This is a genomic window from Agrococcus terreus, from assembly GCF_014645235.1.
Lineage (GTDB): Bacteria > Actinomycetota > Actinomycetes > Actinomycetales > Microbacteriaceae > Agrococcus > Agrococcus terreus.
The window spans coordinates 627,964-646,908 of the sequence record NZ_BMLM01000002.1; the positions used below are offsets into that span (position 1 = coordinate 627,964).

Genomic DNA, 18,945 nt, shown 5'->3' on the forward strand with positions numbered 1-18,945 from the left:
CTGTCGCGGCGGTCCCCCAAGGGCGCTGTGCTTCACTGACCGGATGGGAGGGGTGCCGGAGGGCGGTGCGCTCGAGCAGTTCTCCCCCGCGACCCGCGCGTGGTTCGCGGGGGCGTTCGACGCTCCGACGCCCGCGCAGGACGCGGCGTGGACCTCCATCGCGCGCGGCGACCACACCCTCGTCGTCGCCCCCACCGGATCCGGCAAGACCCTCGCCGCGTTCCTGTGGTCGATCGACATGCTCCACCGCGAGGGCGCCGAGGCGGCCGCCTCGGGCGCCGAGCGGGAGCCGGGCGTGCGCGTGCTCTACGTCTCGCCGCTCAAGGCGCTCGCCGTCGACGTCGACCGCAACCTCCGCGCTCCGCTCGCGGGCATCGCCGCGCGCGCCCGCGCCGAGGGCGACGAGCCGCCGCCCGTGCGCATCGGCCTCCGCACCGGCGACACCCCGCAGGAGGAGCGCCGCCAGCAGGTCAAGAGCCCGCCCGAGATCCTCATCACCACCCCCGAGTCGCTCTTCCTGCTGCTCACGAGCCGCGCGCGCGAGACGCTCCGCACCGTCGAGACCGTCATCGTCGACGAGGTGCACGCCGTCGTGCCCACGAAGCGCGGCTCGCACCTGGCCGTGAGCCTCGAGCGGCTCGACGACCTGCTGCCGAAGCCCGCGCAGCGCATCGGCCTCTCGGCCACCGTCAACCCGATCGAGGAGGTCGCCTCCTTCCTCGGCGGGCCCGCGCCGGTGACGACGGTCGCGCCGCCGAGCGACAAGCGCATCGAGCTCACGATCACCGTGCCGGTCGACGACATGACCGACCTCCGCGGCCCCGCGCGCGAGGAGGCGGCGCCGAGCGGCAGCGCCTTCGGCAGCACGCAGCCGGACACCCCCTCCATCTGGCCGCACATCGAGCGCGAGGTGCTCGAGCTCGTCGACCGCCACCGCTCGACGATCGTGTTCGTGAACGCGCGGCGCGCTGCCGAGCGGCTCACCGCGCGGCTCAACGAGCTGGACGCGGAGCGGCTCGACGAGGCGGAGGCGGAGGGGGTGGATGCGGCTGCGGGGTCTCGAGACGCGGGCGCCTCCGGCGCCCGCTCCTCGACCAGCGGAGGGGGCGCGCGCCCCTCGACCGGCGGGACGGACGGCGGCACGCGCGTCATCCTCCGCGACGTCGCGGAGCACATCCGCCTCCGCCTCGCCGAGCGGCAGGCCGCGCGCGAGCACGGCGGCGAGGACGCCGAGGCGCCGCCGCTCGCGCGCGCCCACCACGGCTCGGTCTCGAAGGAGCAGCGGGCCGAGATCGAGGATCAGCTGAAGTCGGGCGTGCTGCGCTGCGTCGTCGCCACCTCGAGCCTCGAGCTCGGCATCGACATGGGCGAGGTCGACCTCGTCGTGCAGGTGGAGGCGCCGCCGAGCACCGCGAGCGGCCTGCAGCGCGTCGGCCGCGCCGGCCACAACGTGGGCGACGCCTCGCGCGGCGTCCTCATCCCCAAGCACCGGGCCGACCTGCTGCACGCGACCGTCGTCGCCGACCGGATGGCGCGCGGGCAGCTCGAGCCGATCCGCGGCCCCCGGCATCCCCTCGATGTGCTGGCCCAGCAGACCGTCGCGGCGGCCGCGATGGACGAGCTCGTCGTCGACGAGTGGTTCCAGGCGGTGCGGCGCTCTGCGCCGTTCGCCACGCTCCCCCGCAGCGCCTTCGACGCCACGCTCGACCTCGTCTCGGGCGTCTACCCGAGCGACGAGTTCGCCGAGCTGCGTCCCCGCGTCGTCTACGACCGCGAGGCCGGCACGATCACGGGCCGCCCGAGCGCGCAGCGGGTCGCGGTCTCGTCCGGCGGCACGATCCCCGACCGCGGCCTCTTCGGCGTCTTCCTCGCCGGGCAGGAGGGCAAGCCCGGCGCGCGCGTGGGCGAGCTCGACGAGGAGATGGTCTTCGAGTCGCGCGCGGGCGACGTCTTCGCGCTCGGCGCGACGAGCTGGCGCGTCGTCGACATCACCCACGACCGCGTGCTCGTCGTGCCCGCCTTCGGCGAGCCCGGCAAGCTGCCCTTCTGGCACGGCGACGCCGAGGGGCGCCCGGCCGACCTCGGCGCCTCCATCGGCCGCGCCACCGCCGCGCTCGCCGCCGGCGAGGGCATCGAGCTGCCGCACCACGACGAGCGCGCCCGCCGCAACCTCGACGCCTACGTCCGCGACCAGCTGACCGCCACGGGCGCCGTGCCGACCGACCAGCAGATCGTCGTCGAGCGCTCGCGCGACGAGCTCGGCGACTGGCGGCTCGTGGTGCTCTCGCCGTGGGGCCGCCGCGTGCACGCGCCGTGGGCGCTCGCGATCGACCGGCGGCTGCGCGAGGACCGCGACCTCGGCGCGGCCGCGATGGCCTCCGACGACGGGATCGTCATCCGCATCCCCGACTCCGACGCCGAGCCGCCCGGCGCCGACCTCATCCGCTTCGAGCCCGAGGAGCTCGAGCGGATCGTCGAGGCCGAGGCGGGCGGCACGGCGCTGTTCGCGAGCCGCTTCCGCGAGTGCGCGGCCCGGGCGCTGCTGCTGCCGAAGCGCGACCCCGCGCGGCGCGCGCCGCTGTGGCAGCAGCGGCAGCGGGCGGCGCAGCTGCTCGACGTCGCGAAGCGCTACCCCGACTTCCCGATCGTGCTCGAGGCGCTCCGCGAGGTGCTGCAGGACGCCTACGACCTGCCGGCGCTGCGCGACCTCGCCGAGCGGCTGCAGCACGGCGCCATCCGCGTCGTGGAGGTCGAGACGCCGTCGCCGTCGCCGTTCGCGCACCACCTGCTGTTCGGCTACGTCGGGCAGTTCCTCTACGAGGGGGATGCGCCGCTCGCGGAGCGGCGCGCGGCGGCGCTGACGCTCGACCCGGCGCTGCTCGCCGACGTGCTCGGGCAGGCGGCGCTGCGCGAGCTGCTCGACCCCGAGGTCGTCGCCCGCACCGAGCTCGAGCTGCAGCGGCTCGCGCCCGACCGCCGCGCGCGCGGCGTCGAGGGCGCCGCCGACCTGCTGCGGCTGCTCGGCCCGCTCACGGCGGCCGAGCTCGGCGCGCGGCTCGAGGCGCCGGCGGCGAAGGACGGGGATGCGCATGCGGATGCGCCGCTCGGCGAGGCGGGCGCCGCGGCCATCGCCGCCGAGCTCGTCGACGCGCGCCGCGCCGTGCGCCTCCGCATCGGCGACGAGGAGCGCATCGCCGCGATCGAGGACCTCGGCCGCCTCCGCGACGCGCTCGGCGTGCCGCCGCCGCCGGGCGTGCCCTCCGCCTACCTCGAGGCGGTCGCCGACCCGATCGGCGACGTCGTCTCGCGGCACGCGCGCACGAACGGCCCGTTCACGGTCGAGGAGGCGTCGGCCCGGCTGACGCTGCCGGTCGCGGTCGTGCGCACGGCGCTGCGCGCGCTCGAGCGGCAGGGCCGCGTGCTCGCGGGCGCCTACCGGGCCGGCGGCACGGGCGAGGAGTGGATCGACGCGCAGGTGCTCTCGCGCCTCAAGCGCCGCTCGCTGCAGGCGCTCCGCAGCGACGTCGAGCCCGTCGACCACGCCGTGTTCGCCGATCATCTGCTCGCCCACCAGCACGTCACGCGTCCGCTCCGCGGCACCGACGGCGTGCTCGAGGCGCTCGACGGCCTCGACGGGGTGCCGCTGCCGCTCAGCGCGCTCGAGACGCTCATCCTCCCCTCCCGCGTGCGCGACTACCGCCCGTCGATGCTCGACGAGCTCACCGCCACGGGCCTCATCACCTGGACCGGCGCCGGCGCGCTCACCGGCAAGGACGGCCGCATCGTCCTGCGCCCCGCCGACACCGTGGCGCAGCGCCGCGACACCGACCACGAGGATCCGGACGCGCGGGCGCTGCTCGAGGCGCTCGCCGGCGGCGGCGCGCTATTCGCGAAGCAGCTGAGCGACGAGCTCGCGATGGACCTCGCGAAGCTGTCGGAGGTGCTGTGGCCGCTCGTGTGGGCCGGCCGGGTCACGAACGACACGATCGCGCCGCTGCGCGCGCACCTGCTGGGGGTGCGCTCGCGGCCCGCGCCCGCGCCGAGCCGCCGCTCCGCGCCCGTGAGCCGGCGCCGCATCGGCACCGCGCGCCCCATCCGCTCCGAGGCCCTGCCGACCCTCGGCGGCCGGTGGCTGCTCGCCTCCGCGCCCGCCGGCTCCCCCACCGAGCGCGCGGCGCAGGTCGCGGATGCGCTGCTCGCGCGCTACGGCGTCGTCACGCGCGGGAGCGTGCAGGCCGAGGACGTGCCGGGCGGCTTCCACGGCGTCTACCAGGTGCTGAAGGCGTTCGAGGAGGCCGGCCACACGCGCCGCGGCTACTTCGTCGACGGGCTCGGCGCCGCCCAGTTCGCCGACACGCCCGTGGTCGACGCGCTGCGCGCGCGGCAGTCGGCGGCGCAGGGCCGCGAGGCGGGCGACGGCGCGGCGTCGGACGCGGTGGCGACGGTCGCCGCGGTCGACCCCGCGAACCCGTTCGGCGCCTCCCTCCCCTGGCCCGAGGCGCGCGGCGACCGCAAGCCCGCCCGCCGCGTGGGTGCGCTGACGACCATCGTCGGCGGCCGCGCCGTGCTGCACCTGGAGCGGGGCGGCAAGGCGCTCATCACCTTCGCCGACGACGAGCCGACGCTCGTGCGCGCGCTCGAGAGCCTCACGGACGCGGTGGCACGGCTCGGCGGACGCCGCCGCGTCGTCGAGGAGGTCGACGGCCGCTCCTCGCTCGACCACGAGGTCGCGTCGCTGCTCGAGTCCGGCGGGCTGCGGCGCACGCCGCGCGGCTTCCGGATCGGGCCGTGAGCGCGGCTCGGGGCGCGCTGGCCGTCCGCGCCCTGCCGGGGACGGTGATCCGCTGATGCCCGAGGGCGACACCATCCACCGCGCCGCCGTGAACCTCGGGGCCGCGCTCGTCGGCCGCACCATCGTGCGCAGCGACTTCCGCGTGCCGCGACTGGCGACCTCCGACCTCGCGGGCGAGCCGATCGACGAGGTGCTGAGCGTCGGCAAGCACCTGCTCATGCGCTGCGGCCGCTGGACCATCCACTCGCACGCCGGCATGGATGGCCTCTGGCACATCCTGCGCCCTGGCGAGCGCGCGCCCGTCGCCGCCCACACGATCCGCGTCGTGCTCGAGGCGGAGGGGGGCGACGGCCCGCGCGTGCAGGTGGTGGGCTCGAGCCTGCCGGTGCTCGAGCTGCTGCCGCGCGAGCGCGACGGCGAGGCCGTGGCGCACCTCGGGCCCGACCTGCTCGCGCCCACGTGGGGCGACGCGGATGCCGCGGAGGCCGCGCGGCGCCTGCGCGCTACGGGCGCGCCCGTCGGGGTGGCGCTGCTCGACCAGACCGCGATGGCGGGCGTCGGCAACGTCTACCGGGGCGAGCTGTGCTTCCTGCGCGGCGTGCACCCGGCGACGCCGATCGAGCGGGTGGAGGTCGAGCCGCTCGTCGCGCTCGCGCGGCGGCTGCTCGTGGCGAACCGCGACCGCACCGAGCGCACGTTCACCGGGGATGCGCGGCGCGGCCGCCGCACCTGGGTGTACGGCCGCGGCGGGCAGCCGTGCCTGCGGTGCGGCACGCGCATCCGGGATGCGCAGCTCGGCCTCGAGGACGGCATGCTGCGGCAGGTGCAGTGGTGCCCGCGCTGCCAGCCGGAGCCGTAGGGCATCCCGCTGGTCGAGGAGCTGCCGGCGCAGCCGGCCGCGTCTCGAGACCACCCGCGCGGCGAACCGCCCTCCATGCTGTGGTTTCGACACGCTCAGCGCGCTGCGCGCGCGGAGCGGCTCAACCAGGGGGTGCCCCCTCCGCTGGTCGAGGAGCTGCCGGCGCAGCCGGCCGCGTCTCGAGACCACCCGCGCGGCGAACCGCCCTCCATGCTGTGGTTTCGACACGCTCAGCGCGCTGCGCGCGCGGAGCGGCTCAACCAGCGGGTGGAGCGGGCGGGACGTCCGGCGCATGCACCCGCACCCACTCGTGCATCACGATCGCCGCCGCAGCCGCGGCGTTGATCGAGCGGGTCGAGCCGAACTGGCGGATCGCCACGTGCGCATCCGCCGCCTCGATCGCAGCTTCCGTGAGCCCCGGCCCCTCCTGGCCGAACAGCAGCACGCACCGCTCGGGCAGCGGCGCCGCATCGACCGGCACGGAGCCGGCGGTGTTGTCGACCGCGACGATCGGCAGCCCCTCCGACCGCGCCCACACGACGAGCCCCTCCACGTCCTCGTGGTGCTCGATGCGCTGGTAGCGGTCGGTCACCATGGCACCGCGCCGGTTCCAGCGACGGCGGCCCACGATGTGCACGGCGGATGCGGCGAACGCGTTGGCGGTGCGCACGATCGAGCCGATGTTGAGGTCGTGCTGCCAGTTCTCGATCGCGACGTGGAACGGGTGCCGTCGCGGCTCGAGGTCGGCGACGATCGCCTCCATCGACCAGTAGCGGTACCTGTCGACGACGTTGCGGCGGTCGCCGTCGGCGAGCAGCTCCGGGTCCCACCGGTCGCCCTCGGGCCACGCGCCCTGCCAGGGGCCGACGCCGACCTCGAGCTGCGGTTCGTCGTCGGTCGGCACCGCTCCAGGCTAGGGCCGGGCGCTCAGCGTCGCGGCGCCGGCGGCCGAGCCGAGAGGCTGCGGTAGCCGGACGCGGCGGCCCAGCCGAGCGCGAGCGCCACGGCCCACCACGGCGGGCCGGGGATGTCGGGCATCGCCGCGCCGGCCTCCCCGTCGACGAGGGGTGTCGGGATGCGCTCGCCCGTGACGATGATGCGGTGGCTGTTGATGCCGAGCGGGGTGCACGTGACGAGGCTCACGAGGTCGGCGCCGGGCTCCGGCATGAGGAGGTCGGTGTTGCCGGGATCGATCACCTGCACGTCGCGGACGCGGTAGGTGAGCACGTCGCCGTACACGTCGACCTCGAAGGTGTCGCCGACGACGAGGCGGTCGAGGTCGCTGAAGAGCACCGACTCGGGCAGCCCTCGGTGCCCGGTGAGCACCGCGTGGGTGCCCGTGCCGCCGACCGGGAGCGAGGATCCCAGCAGGTGGCCGATCCCTCGGAGCAGGGTCGCCTCGTCGGTGCCGTGGTAGATCGGCAGGTCGACGGCGATGGAGGGGATCCGCACGCGCGCCATGACGTCGGCGGGGCCGAGGTCGAGCTGCTCCTCGTAGGCGGCGACGATCGCCCGCTGCTCGCTGAGGGGCGTGCGGCCGTGGGGGTCGATGAGCGCTCCGCCCGCGAGCGTCGCGTTGTAGGCGCGGGCCGCGGCGAGCTCCTGCTCCCGGCCTGCGGGGCCGAGGTCGGTCATCACGGCGTCGTAGTCGTCGACGCGGGCCGTCTGCTCGGCCTGCGAGAACCAGCCGGCCGCCGACGGGTAGGCGAGCACCGAGGCGCCGGCCATCGTGAGGACGGCGACGGCGAGCGACAGCGCTCCGCCGCGGTGTCGCGGCTGTGCGCGTCGTCGGGCGGGCCGGTCGAGGACTGCGCTCATGGTCTGCTCCTGATGCTCGTGACCGCGGGAGGGGCCCCGCGGCGGCGAGGGGTCTCGCCGCCGCGGGGCGTGGTGGGGGGTCAGTCCTGCGGCTGGGCCGAGCGCCGGCGCAGGAGGGCGAAGCCCAGCGCGAGCGCCACGAGGCCGAAGCCGCCGAGCATGAACGCCGTCTGGCCGGCGCCGCCGGTGACGGGCAGCGAGTACGGCGGCACCTGCGCGTTCACGACGGGCGCCATCTCGACCTCGGCGGTCGCGCCGACGGGCACCTCCACCGTCCAGGTGGCGGTGGTCGGCAGCATGTAGCCGGCGGGCGCCTGGAGCTCGATCACCGTGTACTCCGCGTCGCCGGCGGCGGTGGTGCGGAGGCCGGAGATCGTCACGAGGCCGTGCTCGTCGCTCGTGAAGGTCTCGGCGCCGCCGACCGCGACGACGTCGCCGCTGCTGTCGCGCACCTCGAAGATCGCGCCCTGCAGCGCGTTGCCCTCGTCGTCGACCTTCATGAACTCGACCGAGCCCCAGTGGTCGACCGCGGGGGCGGAGGTGACCGCGACGCCGTTGATGCGGACGACCGCCGTGTTCTCGATCGAGCCGTCGCCGAGCTCGCCGTTCGCGCCGACGACCGTCGTGACGGTCGCGACGACCGGTGCGCCGGGGTTGGCCTCGAGGGCGGCGATGCCGTCCGCGCCGAACGTGAGGGTGACGAGGCCGCTGGGTCCGCCGGAGACCGCGAAGTCCGTGATCTCGACGCCGGCCACGGTCACCGTGGCCGCGCCGCTCGCCGCGAGCGTGAGGCGCGGGTCGAGCGTGTCCTCGATCGCGTAGCTCTCGATCTCGGTGCCCTGGACGCGGATGGGCGCGGGGGTCGTGATCGTCCAGGCGACGGTGCTGCCGAAGCCCTGCTGGTCGAAGGCGGCGGCCGACTTCGTGATGCTGCTCACCGCGTTCTTCGGGTAGACGTGCACGTCGTAGTTCCAGGTGCCGTCGGTGCGGGGCTGCGGGACGACGACGAGGAACGGCTTCGACCGGATGACGACGTTCGCGTCGGCCGGCGTGCTCAGCTCGGTGACGAGGTAGACGCCGAGCGGCACGTCCTGCTCGGCGATGCCGCCGCCGGCGGTGGTGACGGTCCAGGCGTCGACGCCCTCGTCCTCGCCGAGCACGTAGTCGGCGCTGCCGACGACGTCGTCGGCGGTGAGGCTGCTGAGCGAGGTCCACGTCTCGGAGTCGGAGACGTCGATGTTCGTGACCTGCTGGATGGCGAACTCCACCCCGTCGATGGGGGCGCCGGAGGGCCCCGGGTCGAGCTCGTCGCCCGAGCCGACCTCGCCGGGAGGCGTGGTCTGCGTGTGCTTGTGGATGACGATCGACGCCGGCGCATCCGGGTCGATGTTCCCGGTCCCGGTCGCGGAGGCTGGCAGGGCCCCGCCGAGGGCGGTGAGGGTGGCGAGCGCGGCGGCTCCGAGGCCGGCGGCGATGCGTGCCGTCAGACCCTTCTTCGTGGTTGCCATGGCGGCACTTCCTTTCGGTGATGCAGGGTGTTGCGGGTTCGAGGTGGACATCAGGGTTCGTGTGGTCATGCGAGCCGCCGGTCGCGGCGCACGACGCGGATCCGCATGGCCAGGGCCGCGGTCGCGAGGACGAGCAGGGCGAGGCCGCCGAGCAGGTAGGCGTCGGCACCGATGCCGCCGGTGAGCGGCAGCGCGAGCGCGGGCGGCGCCGCGTTGACGAAGCGGTAGGTGACGGTCTGGCCGACGGCGGGTGCGGCGATCTCGGCCGTCGTCACGTCGACCCAGGTGCCGCCGTCGAGCCGCTGGAGCCGCAGCTGCAGGTAGGCGTAGGCGCTGGCCTCCGTCAGCGCGTAGGCGGCGCCCGGCCGCACCGCGAAGGTGTTCGTCGGCGCCGCCGCCTCGGCGCCGGTCACCGTCGTGGGCGCGAGGCCCAGCGAGGCGTCCGAGGGCGTGGCGGTGAGTGCGAAGTCGCCGGGCTCGAGCGTGCCGGGCATCGACGCGTCGATGTGCTTGAGCAGCACGAGCCGGGCGGTGCCGTGGAGGATCGTGCAGGTCACGCGCGTCCCGGCGGCGACCGGCACCGAGACTCCGGAGACGGCGACCGCCGCGCCGGCCTGGTCGACGCAGCTCCAGGCTCCGCCGACGTGCGTCGCGGGCCCGCCGGAGGCGGCGAGCGCGTAGGTCGCGGCGCTCACGTCCCGGGCGACGCCCGAGGTGAAGGAGACCGGGCTGCCGCCGGCGGGGGCGGCCGAGAGGCTCCAGGCCGCCGGGTCGGCGCCGTCGGCCTGGTTCACGAGCATGAGGCGGGTCGGCTGCTGCCGGTTGACGAAGGAGCACTCGATGCGGGTGCCCGGCGCGACGCCCGTCAGCGCGGTCCCGGCCGCGCTCGTGAACGCCTGCGCGAACGGCGCCGACGCGATGGGCCGCACGATGCACGCGCCCTCCTGGAACGCATAGCCCGCCTGCTGCGTTTCCGAGACCGAGATCGTCGCGCGTGCCGACGGCGACCCGAAGGCGAGCGGCCAGGTCGCGCTGCCGGCGGGGCTCGAGGGCGTCGTCTGCGTCGTCCTGGTCGTCGCGCCCGCCGGGGTGACGGTGCCGCTGGTGGCGGTCACGCCGGTCGTGACCGACCAGCCCACGCCCGGCGTCCGGGCGGCGCCCCCCGCATCCTCGACCACCTTGCGGATGACGACCGAACCGGTGAGCGGGGAGTTGCGGATGGTGCAGGTGACGCTGCGGCCGGCGGTCGCGATCGTCACGCGCCCCGTGCCGGCCGTCGCCGTGTCGACCGCGACGGTCGCGCCGTCCTGGTCGATGCACGTGAAGCTCGTGGCGTAGCTCGCTCCGTTCGCGTTCGAGAAGGTCTCCGAGAAGCTGTAGGTGCCGCCGACGAGCGCGGCGACCGGGCCCGCCTGCACCGGCTGGACGCCGGTCCCGCCGCCGCTCGTCGTGGCCTCGTCGAGCAGCGCGCCGCCGGGCGTGCGCGCGCCGATCGTGAACTGGTCGGTCGCGCCGGCGCGGGCCACGACGTCCTTGACGACCGTGAGCGTCGAGGGCGCCTGGCAGCTGGCGAGGTCGGTGCTCGACAGGCCGGTCGCGGCGTTCCCGGCATCGAAGCCCTGCGTCGCCGGGTTGTAGGTGCGGACGGTCGTGGCACTGCCGAGGTAGAGCCGGCCGTCCGCGTTGAAGGCCGCGCCGACGATCCCGCCGAGGCCCGTGGTGGCGGGGGTGACGCTCGCGACGGCGAGCGTGCCGCCGGACGCCGAGGCGAGGGCCGCGGCGGCGATCGTGTAGACACGCGTGATGCCGCCGCCGGAGGTGGTCATCGCGACGTAGAGGTTGCCGGCCGCGTCGAAGGCGAGGTCGCCCGTGGCCTGCTGGCTGCTCTCGAGGGTGGCGAAGGTGCCCACCGCGCGCACGCCCTGCCCCGGGGCGAAGCGGTAGAGCGACACGTTCTGCGAGCCGCCGTTGCCGAACGCCGAGAAGTAGTAGCTGCCGTCCGCCAGGCTGACGGCGCCGGTGGTGAAGCGGGCCGCGTCGAGGCTGACGTCGTTCGAGACCGGCGTCCGCTGCCAGCCCTGGCTCACCGAGTAGTGGTGGAAGGCGCTGATGCCCGAGGCCGTCGCCGACGAGCGCTCGATCAGGAAGGCGGAGGTGCCGCCGGGACCGATGCCGAGGCCGTTCGCCTCGGTGTTGCTGCCGATGCTCGGCACGGTGCCGAACGCCTGGCTCGTCGACGCGCCGCCGCCGGTCGGCGTGACGCGGGTGATGACGCCGGTCGCGGAGAGCGAGTAGAAGGAACCGGGAGCGCAGGAGAGCGAGGCGTTCGACGTGGTGGTGAAGGTGCCGAGGTCGGCGGCCTGCGCCGTCACGTTCGCGGAGCGCCAGCTCGTGTCGGTCCAAGAGCGCCCCGCGGGCGCCAGCACGGGACGCACTCGGTATTCGTGCTGCTCGGTCCCGGTGTCCGCGACGACCGCGATCGTCCCGGCCTGCGAGACCTGCAGCTCGCCGGTGTCGGCGTCGAGGTCGCCGGGGCTCGCGCATCCGGTCGTGCAGTCCGCGACCGTGGCGCTCGCGCTCCAGGCCGACCAGTCGGTCCACCACGTCTCGCCGCCGAGCGCGGTGCCGGCGCGCGAGCGGTGCTGCAGCTCGAAGGTCGAGCCCGCCGCCGCCGGGGAGACGAGCCAGTGCAGCGAGGGCGCGGGCACGGGCTCCGGAGCGCCGACGGCGAGCGGCGCCGCGATCGGCTCCTCCTCCGCTGCGAGGTCCGTGGATGCCGTCGTCTCGCGAGCGGCGGTGCGCGGGGCCTCGGGCGCCCGGGCCGGCTCGGGTGCGGAGGGCTCCGTCGGGGCCGCGGTCTCGGTCGGGGCCGGCACGGGCGCCGGGGCGGGTGCGGAGGGCTCCGTCGGGGCCGCGGCCTCCGCCGGGGCCGGCGCGGGCGCCGGATCGGCCGTCGGACCTGGGAGCGGGGTCGGTGTCGGCCCGCTGACCGGCGCGGCCCCGGCCGGCGCCGGCGCGGGCGTCGGCTCGGGCGTCGGCTCGCCGGTCGGCGCGAGCGCCGCGGCGGTGGCCGGGTCGCTCGGGAGCGGCTCCTCGGAGGCGCTCGCCGCGCTCGGCGCGAGCAGCGTCAGCGCGACCGAGCACACGATCGCCGCGGCGACCGGGCCGAGGGCCGATCGAGCGGGGCGGCGACTCGAGGACGTGCGTGATCGCATGGCGTGACACCTTCCGAGCAGGCTGGGGCGGAGCCGGTTCGGTGCGGTCAGGCGCTCCATCGCGGGCCCCGCTGGGGGTTGCCTGCAACGTAATGAGCGCCCCTCAGGCTGCTTCCTCGCGGAGCCCGAGCGGAGCCTCAGCGAAGACGAAGCACGTTATGGAACGCTGTTCGCCGACCGCGGCGCATCCCAAGGACGGCGTCGGGCCGACGGGGCGCGGCCCAGCGGGCGGCGGCCGGCGAGCGCGCCGCGCGCGCCGCTTCAGACGAAGATGTGGTCGCTGTGCGTCGTGCCGGCGCCGGTCGTCGCAGCAGGCGCGACGGGCTTCGCGGCGAGCGAGCGATAGCCGGCCGCGAGGCCCCATCCCGCCGAGAGGGCGACCGCCCACCACGGCGGCGTAGGGAGGTCGGGCATGGCGGCCGGCCCCTCCGCGGGGGTGGGGACGCGTTCGCCGGTGACGATGATCCGGTGGCTGTTGATGCCGAGCGGCGTGCAGGTGACGAGGCTCACGAGATCGGCGCCGGCCTCGGGCATGAGCACGTCGGTGTCGCCGGGCTCGATGACCTGCACGTCGCGGACGCGATAGGTCAGGATCTCGCCGTAGACGTCGACCTCGAAGGCCTCGCCGACCTCCACCTGGTCGAGGTCGGTGAAGAGGGTGGACTCCGGCAGGCCGCGGTGGCCGGTGAGCACGCTGTGCGTGCCCTCGCCGCCGACCGGCAGCGCCGAGCCGAGCAGGTGGCCGATGCCGCGGCGCAGGGTGGCCTCGTCGGTGCCGTGGTAGATCGGCAGGTCGACGGCGATGGAGGGGATGCGCACGCGCGCCATCACGTCCGCGGGGCCGAGGTCGAGCTGCTCCTCGTAGGCGGCGACGATCGCCCGCTGCTCGCTGAGCGGGGTGCGGCCGTACGGGTCGATGAGGGCGCCGCCGTGGATGGTGCCGTTGTAGGCGCGGGCCGCGGCGAGCTCCTGCTCGCGGCCCTCGGGGCCGAGGTCGTCCATGACGTCGGCGTACGCGTCGACGCGGCTGAGCTGCTCGAGCCGCGAGAACCAGCTCGCTGCGGTCGGGTACAGGAGCACGGCGATGCCGGCCATCGCCATGAGCGCGACGACGAAGGTGGAGCGCGGGGCGCGGCGGCGCGTGCGGGCGGGAGCCGGCGGCTGCGGCTGCGTCGCTGCGGCGAGCGTGGGCACGTCGGCTCCTGCCTGCTGCTGGTGGTGGTCGGTGGATGCGGTGCGGCCCCGGGGCGGAGGTGCTGTCTCCGCCCCGGGGCCGCGTCTGGGTGTCAGGCCTGCTGCTCGGCCTTGCGGCGACGCACGAGGGCGAAGCCGACGGCGAGCAGGACGAGGCCCGCACCGCCGAGCATGAACATCAGCTGGCCGTCGCCACCCGTGACGGGGAGCGCGTAGGCCGGGACCTGGGCGTTGACGACGGTCAGCTCGACCGCGGGGTTGGTGCCCACCGGCACGGCGATGTCCCACTCGGTCGTGGTGCCGAGCGCATAGCCGGCGGGGGGAGCGACCTCGCGGATCGTGTATGCGTACGAGCCGTCGACGTTGGTGCGGAGTCCGGCGATGATCACGCGGCCGTCCGGGCCGCTGCGGAACTCCGTCTCGCCGTCGATCGCCACGACCCTGCCGTCGGCGTCGCGAACCTCGAAGGTCGCACCCTGCAGCGCCGCGCCCTGGTCGTCGTTCTTCTGGATCTCGATGCCGCCGAAGTAGGCGGACGCGATCTGCGCCTGGATCGTCGCGTCGTTGACGGTGAGCGCCGCGGAGTTCTGGATCGTGCCGTTGCCGAACGAGTCGACGGTGGTGTCGAACTGGACGAGCACGCGCTGGTCGGGGTTGGCGACCAGCGCCGCGAGGCCGGCGTCGTTGAACACGATGGTCGGGACGTCGTCGACGAGCTCGACCGTGTAGTGCGTGTCCCGCTCGAGCGCCGTGGCCCCGACCTGGACGCGCACAGCAGCAGCGTCGGTCGGGTCGAAGGAGAGTCGCTCGTCGATGTCGAGGGCGATCTCGAAGTCGCGCAGCTTGTTGCCCTGGGAGGGCACGGGGACGGCGATGTCGAGATCCCACGTCAGCGTGGAGCCGAGTCCCTGCTGCTTGATGTCCTCGACGTCGAGGACGATGTCCGAGACGGTGTTCTTCGGGAAGACGTTGACGTGGTAGTTCCAGGTGCTGGTCGCCTCGACCGGCTGGGGCACGACGACGAGGAACGGCTTCGCGTGCATCACGACACCAGCCGACGCAGGAGCGGAGACCTCCTCCACGAGGTAGACGCCAGTGGGGACGTCCTGACGGACGGTGCCGAGCTGGCCCGTCGTCACTCGCCACGAGTCGGTCCCCGCGGTGCTCCCGAGGGTGTGGACGGAGCCAGGGGCCGTCACGTCGTCAGCGTCCAGGCTGGGCAGGCCGAGCCACACGTCCGGGTCCTCGAGGTCGAGGCTCGTCACGCGGCGGATGTCGAAGACCACGCCCTCGATCGGGTCGCCCGCCACGGGGTCGAGCGCCGAGCCGGTGCCTTCGTCGCCCGGCGCGCCGGTCTGCTCGTGCTTGTGGATGGTGATCGACGCGGGCGCGTCGGCGTCGAAGTTCGCCGGAGCGGGCGCGGCGGAGGCGGGCGCCGCGCCGCCGAGGGCGACGAGCGACGCGAGCGCCAGCGCGCCGGCGCCGGCGGCGATGCGCGCCGCGCGGCTCTTCGTGATGGTTGCCATGGTGGCGGTTCCTTCCTGGGATGCAGAGGGGTTGGGGATGGTCGTTCGGGTCATGGGGAGCCGGCGGCGCAGCGCGCGCGCGACGAGCGCGCCGATGGCGAGCACGAGCAGGCCGAGGCCGCCGAGCTGGTAGGTGTCCGCGCCGATGCCGCCGGTGATCGGCAGCACGAACGGGAGGGGCGAGAGGGCGACGAAGCGGTAGATGCCGGTCTGGCCCGCGTCCACGCGGACCGTCGAGCCCTCGAAGGTGGACCAGCCGGCCGGCTCCAGCGATCCGTCGGCCGTGCGCCGCCCATCGTGGACCTCGAGCCTGAGCGGCACATGCGCCGTCTCCGAGGACGAGCTCAGGTCGTAGGCGTGCCCGGGTCGCACGAGGATGGGCGAAGCGCTCGCCTCGGTCTCCGTGCCCGCGCGGACCTCGCGCTGCAGCCCGTCGAGCGGCTCAGGGTCGGCGTCGAGCTCGAAGTCCTCCGCGGTGACGGCGGCGGACCCCTCGACGTGCTGGAGCAGCACGAGGCGCGCGGTGGCGTGCTCGACGGTGCACGTGACAGCGGTGCCGAGGCGGACGGAGACGGTCGACGCCTCGACGGTCTGACGCACTCCCGTGCCGTCGATGCAGGTCCAGCCCTGTGACGCCCAGCGAGCGTCGCCGCCCGAGCTGCCGAGCAGGTACGGCGCCGTTGCGGTCACCTTGGCGGACGCCCCCGAGGCACCACGCGGGCCGGGAAGGGTGCCCTGGGGGCCATCGGCAGCGACCGCCCATGCCTGCGCCGGTCGCTCGTCGCCGAGCGTGCGCTCGACCAGCGTGAGGCGGGTGTCGCAGGTGACGGTGGTCACGAGCTCGATCCGGGTGTCGGCGCCCGACAGGGTGACTGCGACCCCCTGCTGCGGGAGGGCGCGCACCGCGCCGCCGGTCGTGGCCGTCGTCCCGACCACGGTGCACGCGGTGCCTGCTGCGACCGTGCTGGCATCGCGGACCGTCGTCGTCGCGCCTCGCAGGAATCCGTCCCTCGCCTCGCCGTAGGCGATGGTCGTCGGCGTGCCCGACGAGGACGAGCCCAGCTGCGCGCTGGAGCTGAGCGGCCCCGGCTGCTGTCCGTGCTCGTAGCGGACGCCGTCCACGATCCACGCCTTGACGACGGAGGCGCGGACCGCGACGGGCGACGCGGTCTCGACGGCGGCAGCGATGACATCCGAGGTGGAGCTGCCCGGTGCTCGCCCGCTGCCGGACGCGGTGTTCACGAGCGCCTGTCCACGACGCGAGTCGGTCACCACCACGGCATAGCGGAGCGTGACGCTCGCTCCCGGCGCGAGCGCGGATGCCCCGGTCCATCGGAGGATGCGATCCGCTCCGGGCACGGTGATCGTGCCGCCCGCAGGAGCGACCGATGCGGAACCGGCCACGAAGGTCGCGCCGTCGAGCACGCGGCTCAGGTCGTCCTGGATGGCGGGCGACGACAAGGGCAGCCGTCCGGAGTTGGTCAGCGTCACGGTGTAGCCCAGCCGGGAACCGGGCGTGATCGCGGTGGCCGCCGCCTGGTCGGTCGTCTTCGTCGCCGTCAGCGCGGCTGTGGCGACCGCCACCCGGTGGTCCTCGACCTCTCCCGCCAGCGTCGCGCCGGTCGGCAGCAGCGGCGTGCCCGGAGCGGCGATCCGCACACGGAGGAAGGTGGGGCTCGACGTCGTCGACGGCTGGACGTCCGCGGGGATGCGGAACCTGATCGTCGCGGAGCCCGAGACGCAGGAGCCGGTGCTCGACGCCTCGTCCTCGGCGAAGGTGCCGTCGCGGTCGAAGTCGAGCCATCCGCGGACGTCGCCAGGACCGACGCAGGTGACCGCGACGGTCTCCTCGGTGCCGGCCACCGCTCGCAGATCGACCTGCTGCGCGGTCACGCTCGACCCCGTCGGACCGCGGAACGTGAAGACGGCGTCCTCGTCGTCGACGCCCGTCGCGTCGTCAGCGGTCCCGTCGGAACCGTTGGGGTAGGCGACGTCGGCGTCGACGAGCGCGCCCAGACGCGGACCGACCAAGGTCAAGGAGGCGCGCGTCAGGCCGGCGGCGGAGGAGACGGAGTCGCATCGCCTCGCGTCGCCGTTGCACCGAGGCTCCCACCGGGGCTGCTCGATCACCCCGCCAGACCACTGAGCTGCGAGGTGTGCCGAGGCCCGTCCGTACGACGCAGGCGCGTCGCCATGGTCGATCGGGAGCACCACGCCGATCGCTATCGCCGTGAGACCGCTGCCGCTCATGCGCACCGCGCTCAAGCTGGCGTCGCCCTGCGCTGCGACCACCGCCGCGGGGCCGCCGTCGCCGCACGCGCTTCCGGTCATGCGGAGCAGGCCGGGACTCCCGTACGGACGCGTGAGGGTCACATCTTGTGCGCAGTTCGCAGCTCGGTAGAAGTCCACGAGCCGCCAGTCGCCGCTCGGCGCGGTCGCTTCGATCGACTCGCTCGCACTGCCGTCGAACTGCTCGGCGTCGGCGAGGACCAGGCTCTGGATGGGAACCGACGCCCCGTCCTGGCGCGCGGTGCACGACACGTTGAAGCTCGCCGAGGATCCGGCATTCCGGAGCTGGAGGCCGACCGGCATGGAGTTGGCGCCCCCCGTGCCCGTCGACGCGTAGAGCTGGTTGATGCCCGACGCGCTCCACGCCCAGCCCGGCGCGGTGGCCTGCAGCTGTCCGGAGAGCCCGCCCATGGCGCAGCGCACATCGAGACCGTCCTGGCCGCCGGTCGCCACGGCGTTGTTGCCGACCGAGGCCATGTGGCTGCCCCAGCTCACCCACTCGATCGACGCTCGCTCGCGGCCGACTCCGGAGTCTGCGCGCACCGCCTCGGCACTCGAAGCGCCGAACGGCAGCACCGGCAGGACCAGCCCCAGCGCGACGCCAAGCGCCAGCGCCACGGCGGTGGCGCTCAGACGGCGGGGAGCAGGCGTCATGGAGGCGACCTCTTCGGGTTGGGAGCCGCGGAGGGGCGCTCGGCGCACGCCTCCGGTGGAATGCCTCCGACGCTATTGAGCACGTCTCAGCAACCGCGGTCGCAATAACTGAACGAAGTCTCAGTTTCTGAGGACCGAAACACAGTTCGGCTAGAGCGTCGTTCAAAACTGAAGCGAACCTGCGTTCGCGATGTCGCCGCGGACTCGTCACACCGCGGCAACCTGTGCCGCGTAGCCTGAGGCCATGCGCACGCGTCAGGACATCGAATGCTGGCTCACCGACATGGACGGCGTGCTCGTCCACGAGAACAGCCCCCTCCCCGGAGCCAAGGAGCTGCTGCAGCAGTGGCAGGACCGCGGCACCGAGTTCCTCGTGCTCACGAACAACTCGATCTTCACGCCGCGCGACCTCGCCGCGCGCCTGCGCGCATCCGGCCTCGACGTGCCCGAGGAGCGCATCTGGACGAGCGCGCTCGCGACCGCCGACTTCCTGCACGACCAGATGCCCGGCGGCTCCGCCTACGTGATCGGCGAGGCCGGCATCATCACGGCCCTCCACGAGGCGGGCTTCACGATGACCGAGCACGACCCCGACTTCGTCGTCATCGGCGAGACCCGCTCGTACTCGTTCGAGGCGATCACGAAGGCGATCCGCCTCATCGCCGGCGGCGCGCGCTTCATCTCGACGAACCCGGATGCGACGGGCCCGAGCGCCGACGGCATCCTGCCCGCGACCGGCGCGATCAACGCCCTCATCACCAAGGCGACGGGCCGCGTGCCCTACATCGTCGGCAAGCCCAACCCGATGATGTTCCGCTCGGCGCTCAACAAGATCGGCGCGCACTCCGAGGTCACGGGCATGATCGGCGACCGGATGGACACCGACATCATCGCCGGCATGGAGGCGGGCCTCCACACCGTGCTCGTCATGACGGGCATCTCCGACCCGTCGCTCGTGGAGACCTACCCGTTCCGGCCGGACGAGATCCTGCACGGCGTGCACGAGCTGGTCGCGGCGACGCCGGCCGAGTCGGAGCTCGAGTCGCCCCGCGCCGACGTCTGATCCTCCCGCCCACTGATCTCAACCGGG

9 protein-coding genes are annotated in these 18,945 nt (G+C 74.6%); 3 read left to right on the forward strand and 6 right to left on the reverse strand.

Going from position 1 to position 18,945, the window contains the following annotated elements; genetic code table 11:
- Nucleotides 1-43: 43 nt before the first annotated feature.
- Entirely contained in the window at nt 44-4,792 is a 4,749-nt protein-coding gene (locus tag IEW90_RS12855; protein WP_188718668.1) for an Lhr family helicase, read from the forward strand.
- A gap of 55 nt (nt 4,793-4,847) precedes the next feature.
- A complete protein-coding gene (locus IEW90_RS12860; protein ID WP_188718669.1) occupies nt 4,848-5,651 on the forward strand; it encodes a DNA-formamidopyrimidine glycosylase family protein in 804 nt (267 codons plus the stop codon).
- Between the two features lie 256 nt (nt 5,652-5,907).
- On the opposite strand, the gene IEW90_RS12865 is transcribed toward IEW90_RS12860, so the two are convergent.
- The 6 genes from IEW90_RS12865 to IEW90_RS12890 form a co-directional block, all read right to left on the reverse strand.
- Nucleotides 5,908-6,555 (reverse strand): TrmH family RNA methyltransferase, encoded by a 648-nt coding sequence (locus tag IEW90_RS12865; RefSeq protein WP_188718670.1) that lies wholly within the window; start codon nt 6,553-6,555, stop codon nt 5,908-5,910.
- A gap of 23 nt (nt 6,556-6,578) precedes the next feature.
- On the reverse strand, nt 6,579-7,469 hold the full coding sequence (locus IEW90_RS12870; RefSeq protein WP_188718671.1) for a class C sortase: 891 nt from the start codon (nt 7,467-7,469) through the stop codon (nt 6,579-6,581).
- Between the two features lie 80 nt (nt 7,470-7,549).
- Entirely contained in the window at nt 7,550-8,977 is a 1,428-nt protein-coding gene (locus tag IEW90_RS12875) for a SpaH/EbpB family LPXTG-anchored major pilin (RefSeq protein ID WP_188718672.1), read from the reverse strand.
- Between the two features lie 65 nt (nt 8,978-9,042).
- On the reverse strand, nt 9,043-12,192 hold the full coding sequence (locus tag IEW90_RS12880; RefSeq protein ID WP_188718673.1) for a hypothetical protein: 3,150 nt from the start codon (nt 12,190-12,192) through the stop codon (nt 9,043-9,045).
- Between the two features lie 261 nt (nt 12,193-12,453).
- A complete protein-coding gene (locus IEW90_RS12885) occupies nt 12,454-13,386 on the reverse strand; it encodes a class C sortase (protein WP_188718674.1) in 933 nt (310 codons plus the stop codon).
- 92 nt (nt 13,387-13,478) lie between these two features.
- The gene (locus IEW90_RS12890; protein ID WP_188718675.1) at nt 13,479-17,855 is read right to left on the reverse strand and encodes a SpaH/EbpB family LPXTG-anchored major pilin; all 4,377 of its coding nucleotides are present in this window, start codon (nt 17,853-17,855) and stop codon (nt 13,479-13,481) included.
- A 244-nt stretch (nt 17,856-18,099) separates the two neighbouring features.
- Between IEW90_RS12890 and IEW90_RS12895 the strand changes: the two genes are divergently transcribed.
- Complete coding sequence (locus IEW90_RS12895) at nt 18,100-18,918, forward strand: HAD-IIA family hydrolase (protein ID WP_188718676.1); 819 nt, start codon at nt 18,100-18,102, stop codon at nt 18,916-18,918.
- The last annotated feature ends 27 nt before the right edge of the window (nt 18,919-18,945 follow it).

Bases quoted from the DNA above. Each gene is read 5' to 3' on its own strand.
- IEW90_RS12895 (WP_188718676.1), top strand. From the start codon at position 18,100: ATGCGCACGCGTCAGGACATCGAATGCTGGCTCACCGACATGGACGGC.
- IEW90_RS12890 (WP_188718675.1), bottom strand. From the start codon at position 17,855: ATGACGCCTGCTCCCCGCCGTCTGAGCGCCACCGCCGTGGCGCTGGCG.
- IEW90_RS12870 (WP_188718671.1), bottom strand. From the start codon at position 7,469: ATGAGCGCAGTCCTCGACCGGCCCGCCCGACGACGCGCACAGCCGCGA.
- IEW90_RS12860 (WP_188718669.1), top strand. From the start codon at position 4,848: ATGCCCGAGGGCGACACCATCCACCGCGCCGCCGTGAACCTCGGGGCC.
- IEW90_RS12875 (WP_188718672.1), bottom strand. From the start codon at position 8,977: ATGGCAACCACGAAGAAGGGTCTGACGGCACGCATCGCCGCCGGCCTC.
- IEW90_RS12880 (WP_188718673.1), bottom strand. From the start codon at position 12,192: ATGCGATCACGCACGTCCTCGAGTCGCCGCCCCGCTCGATCGGCCCTC.
- IEW90_RS12855 (WP_188718668.1), top strand. From the start codon at position 44: ATGGGAGGGGTGCCGGAGGGCGGTGCGCTCGAGCAGTTCTCCCCCGCG.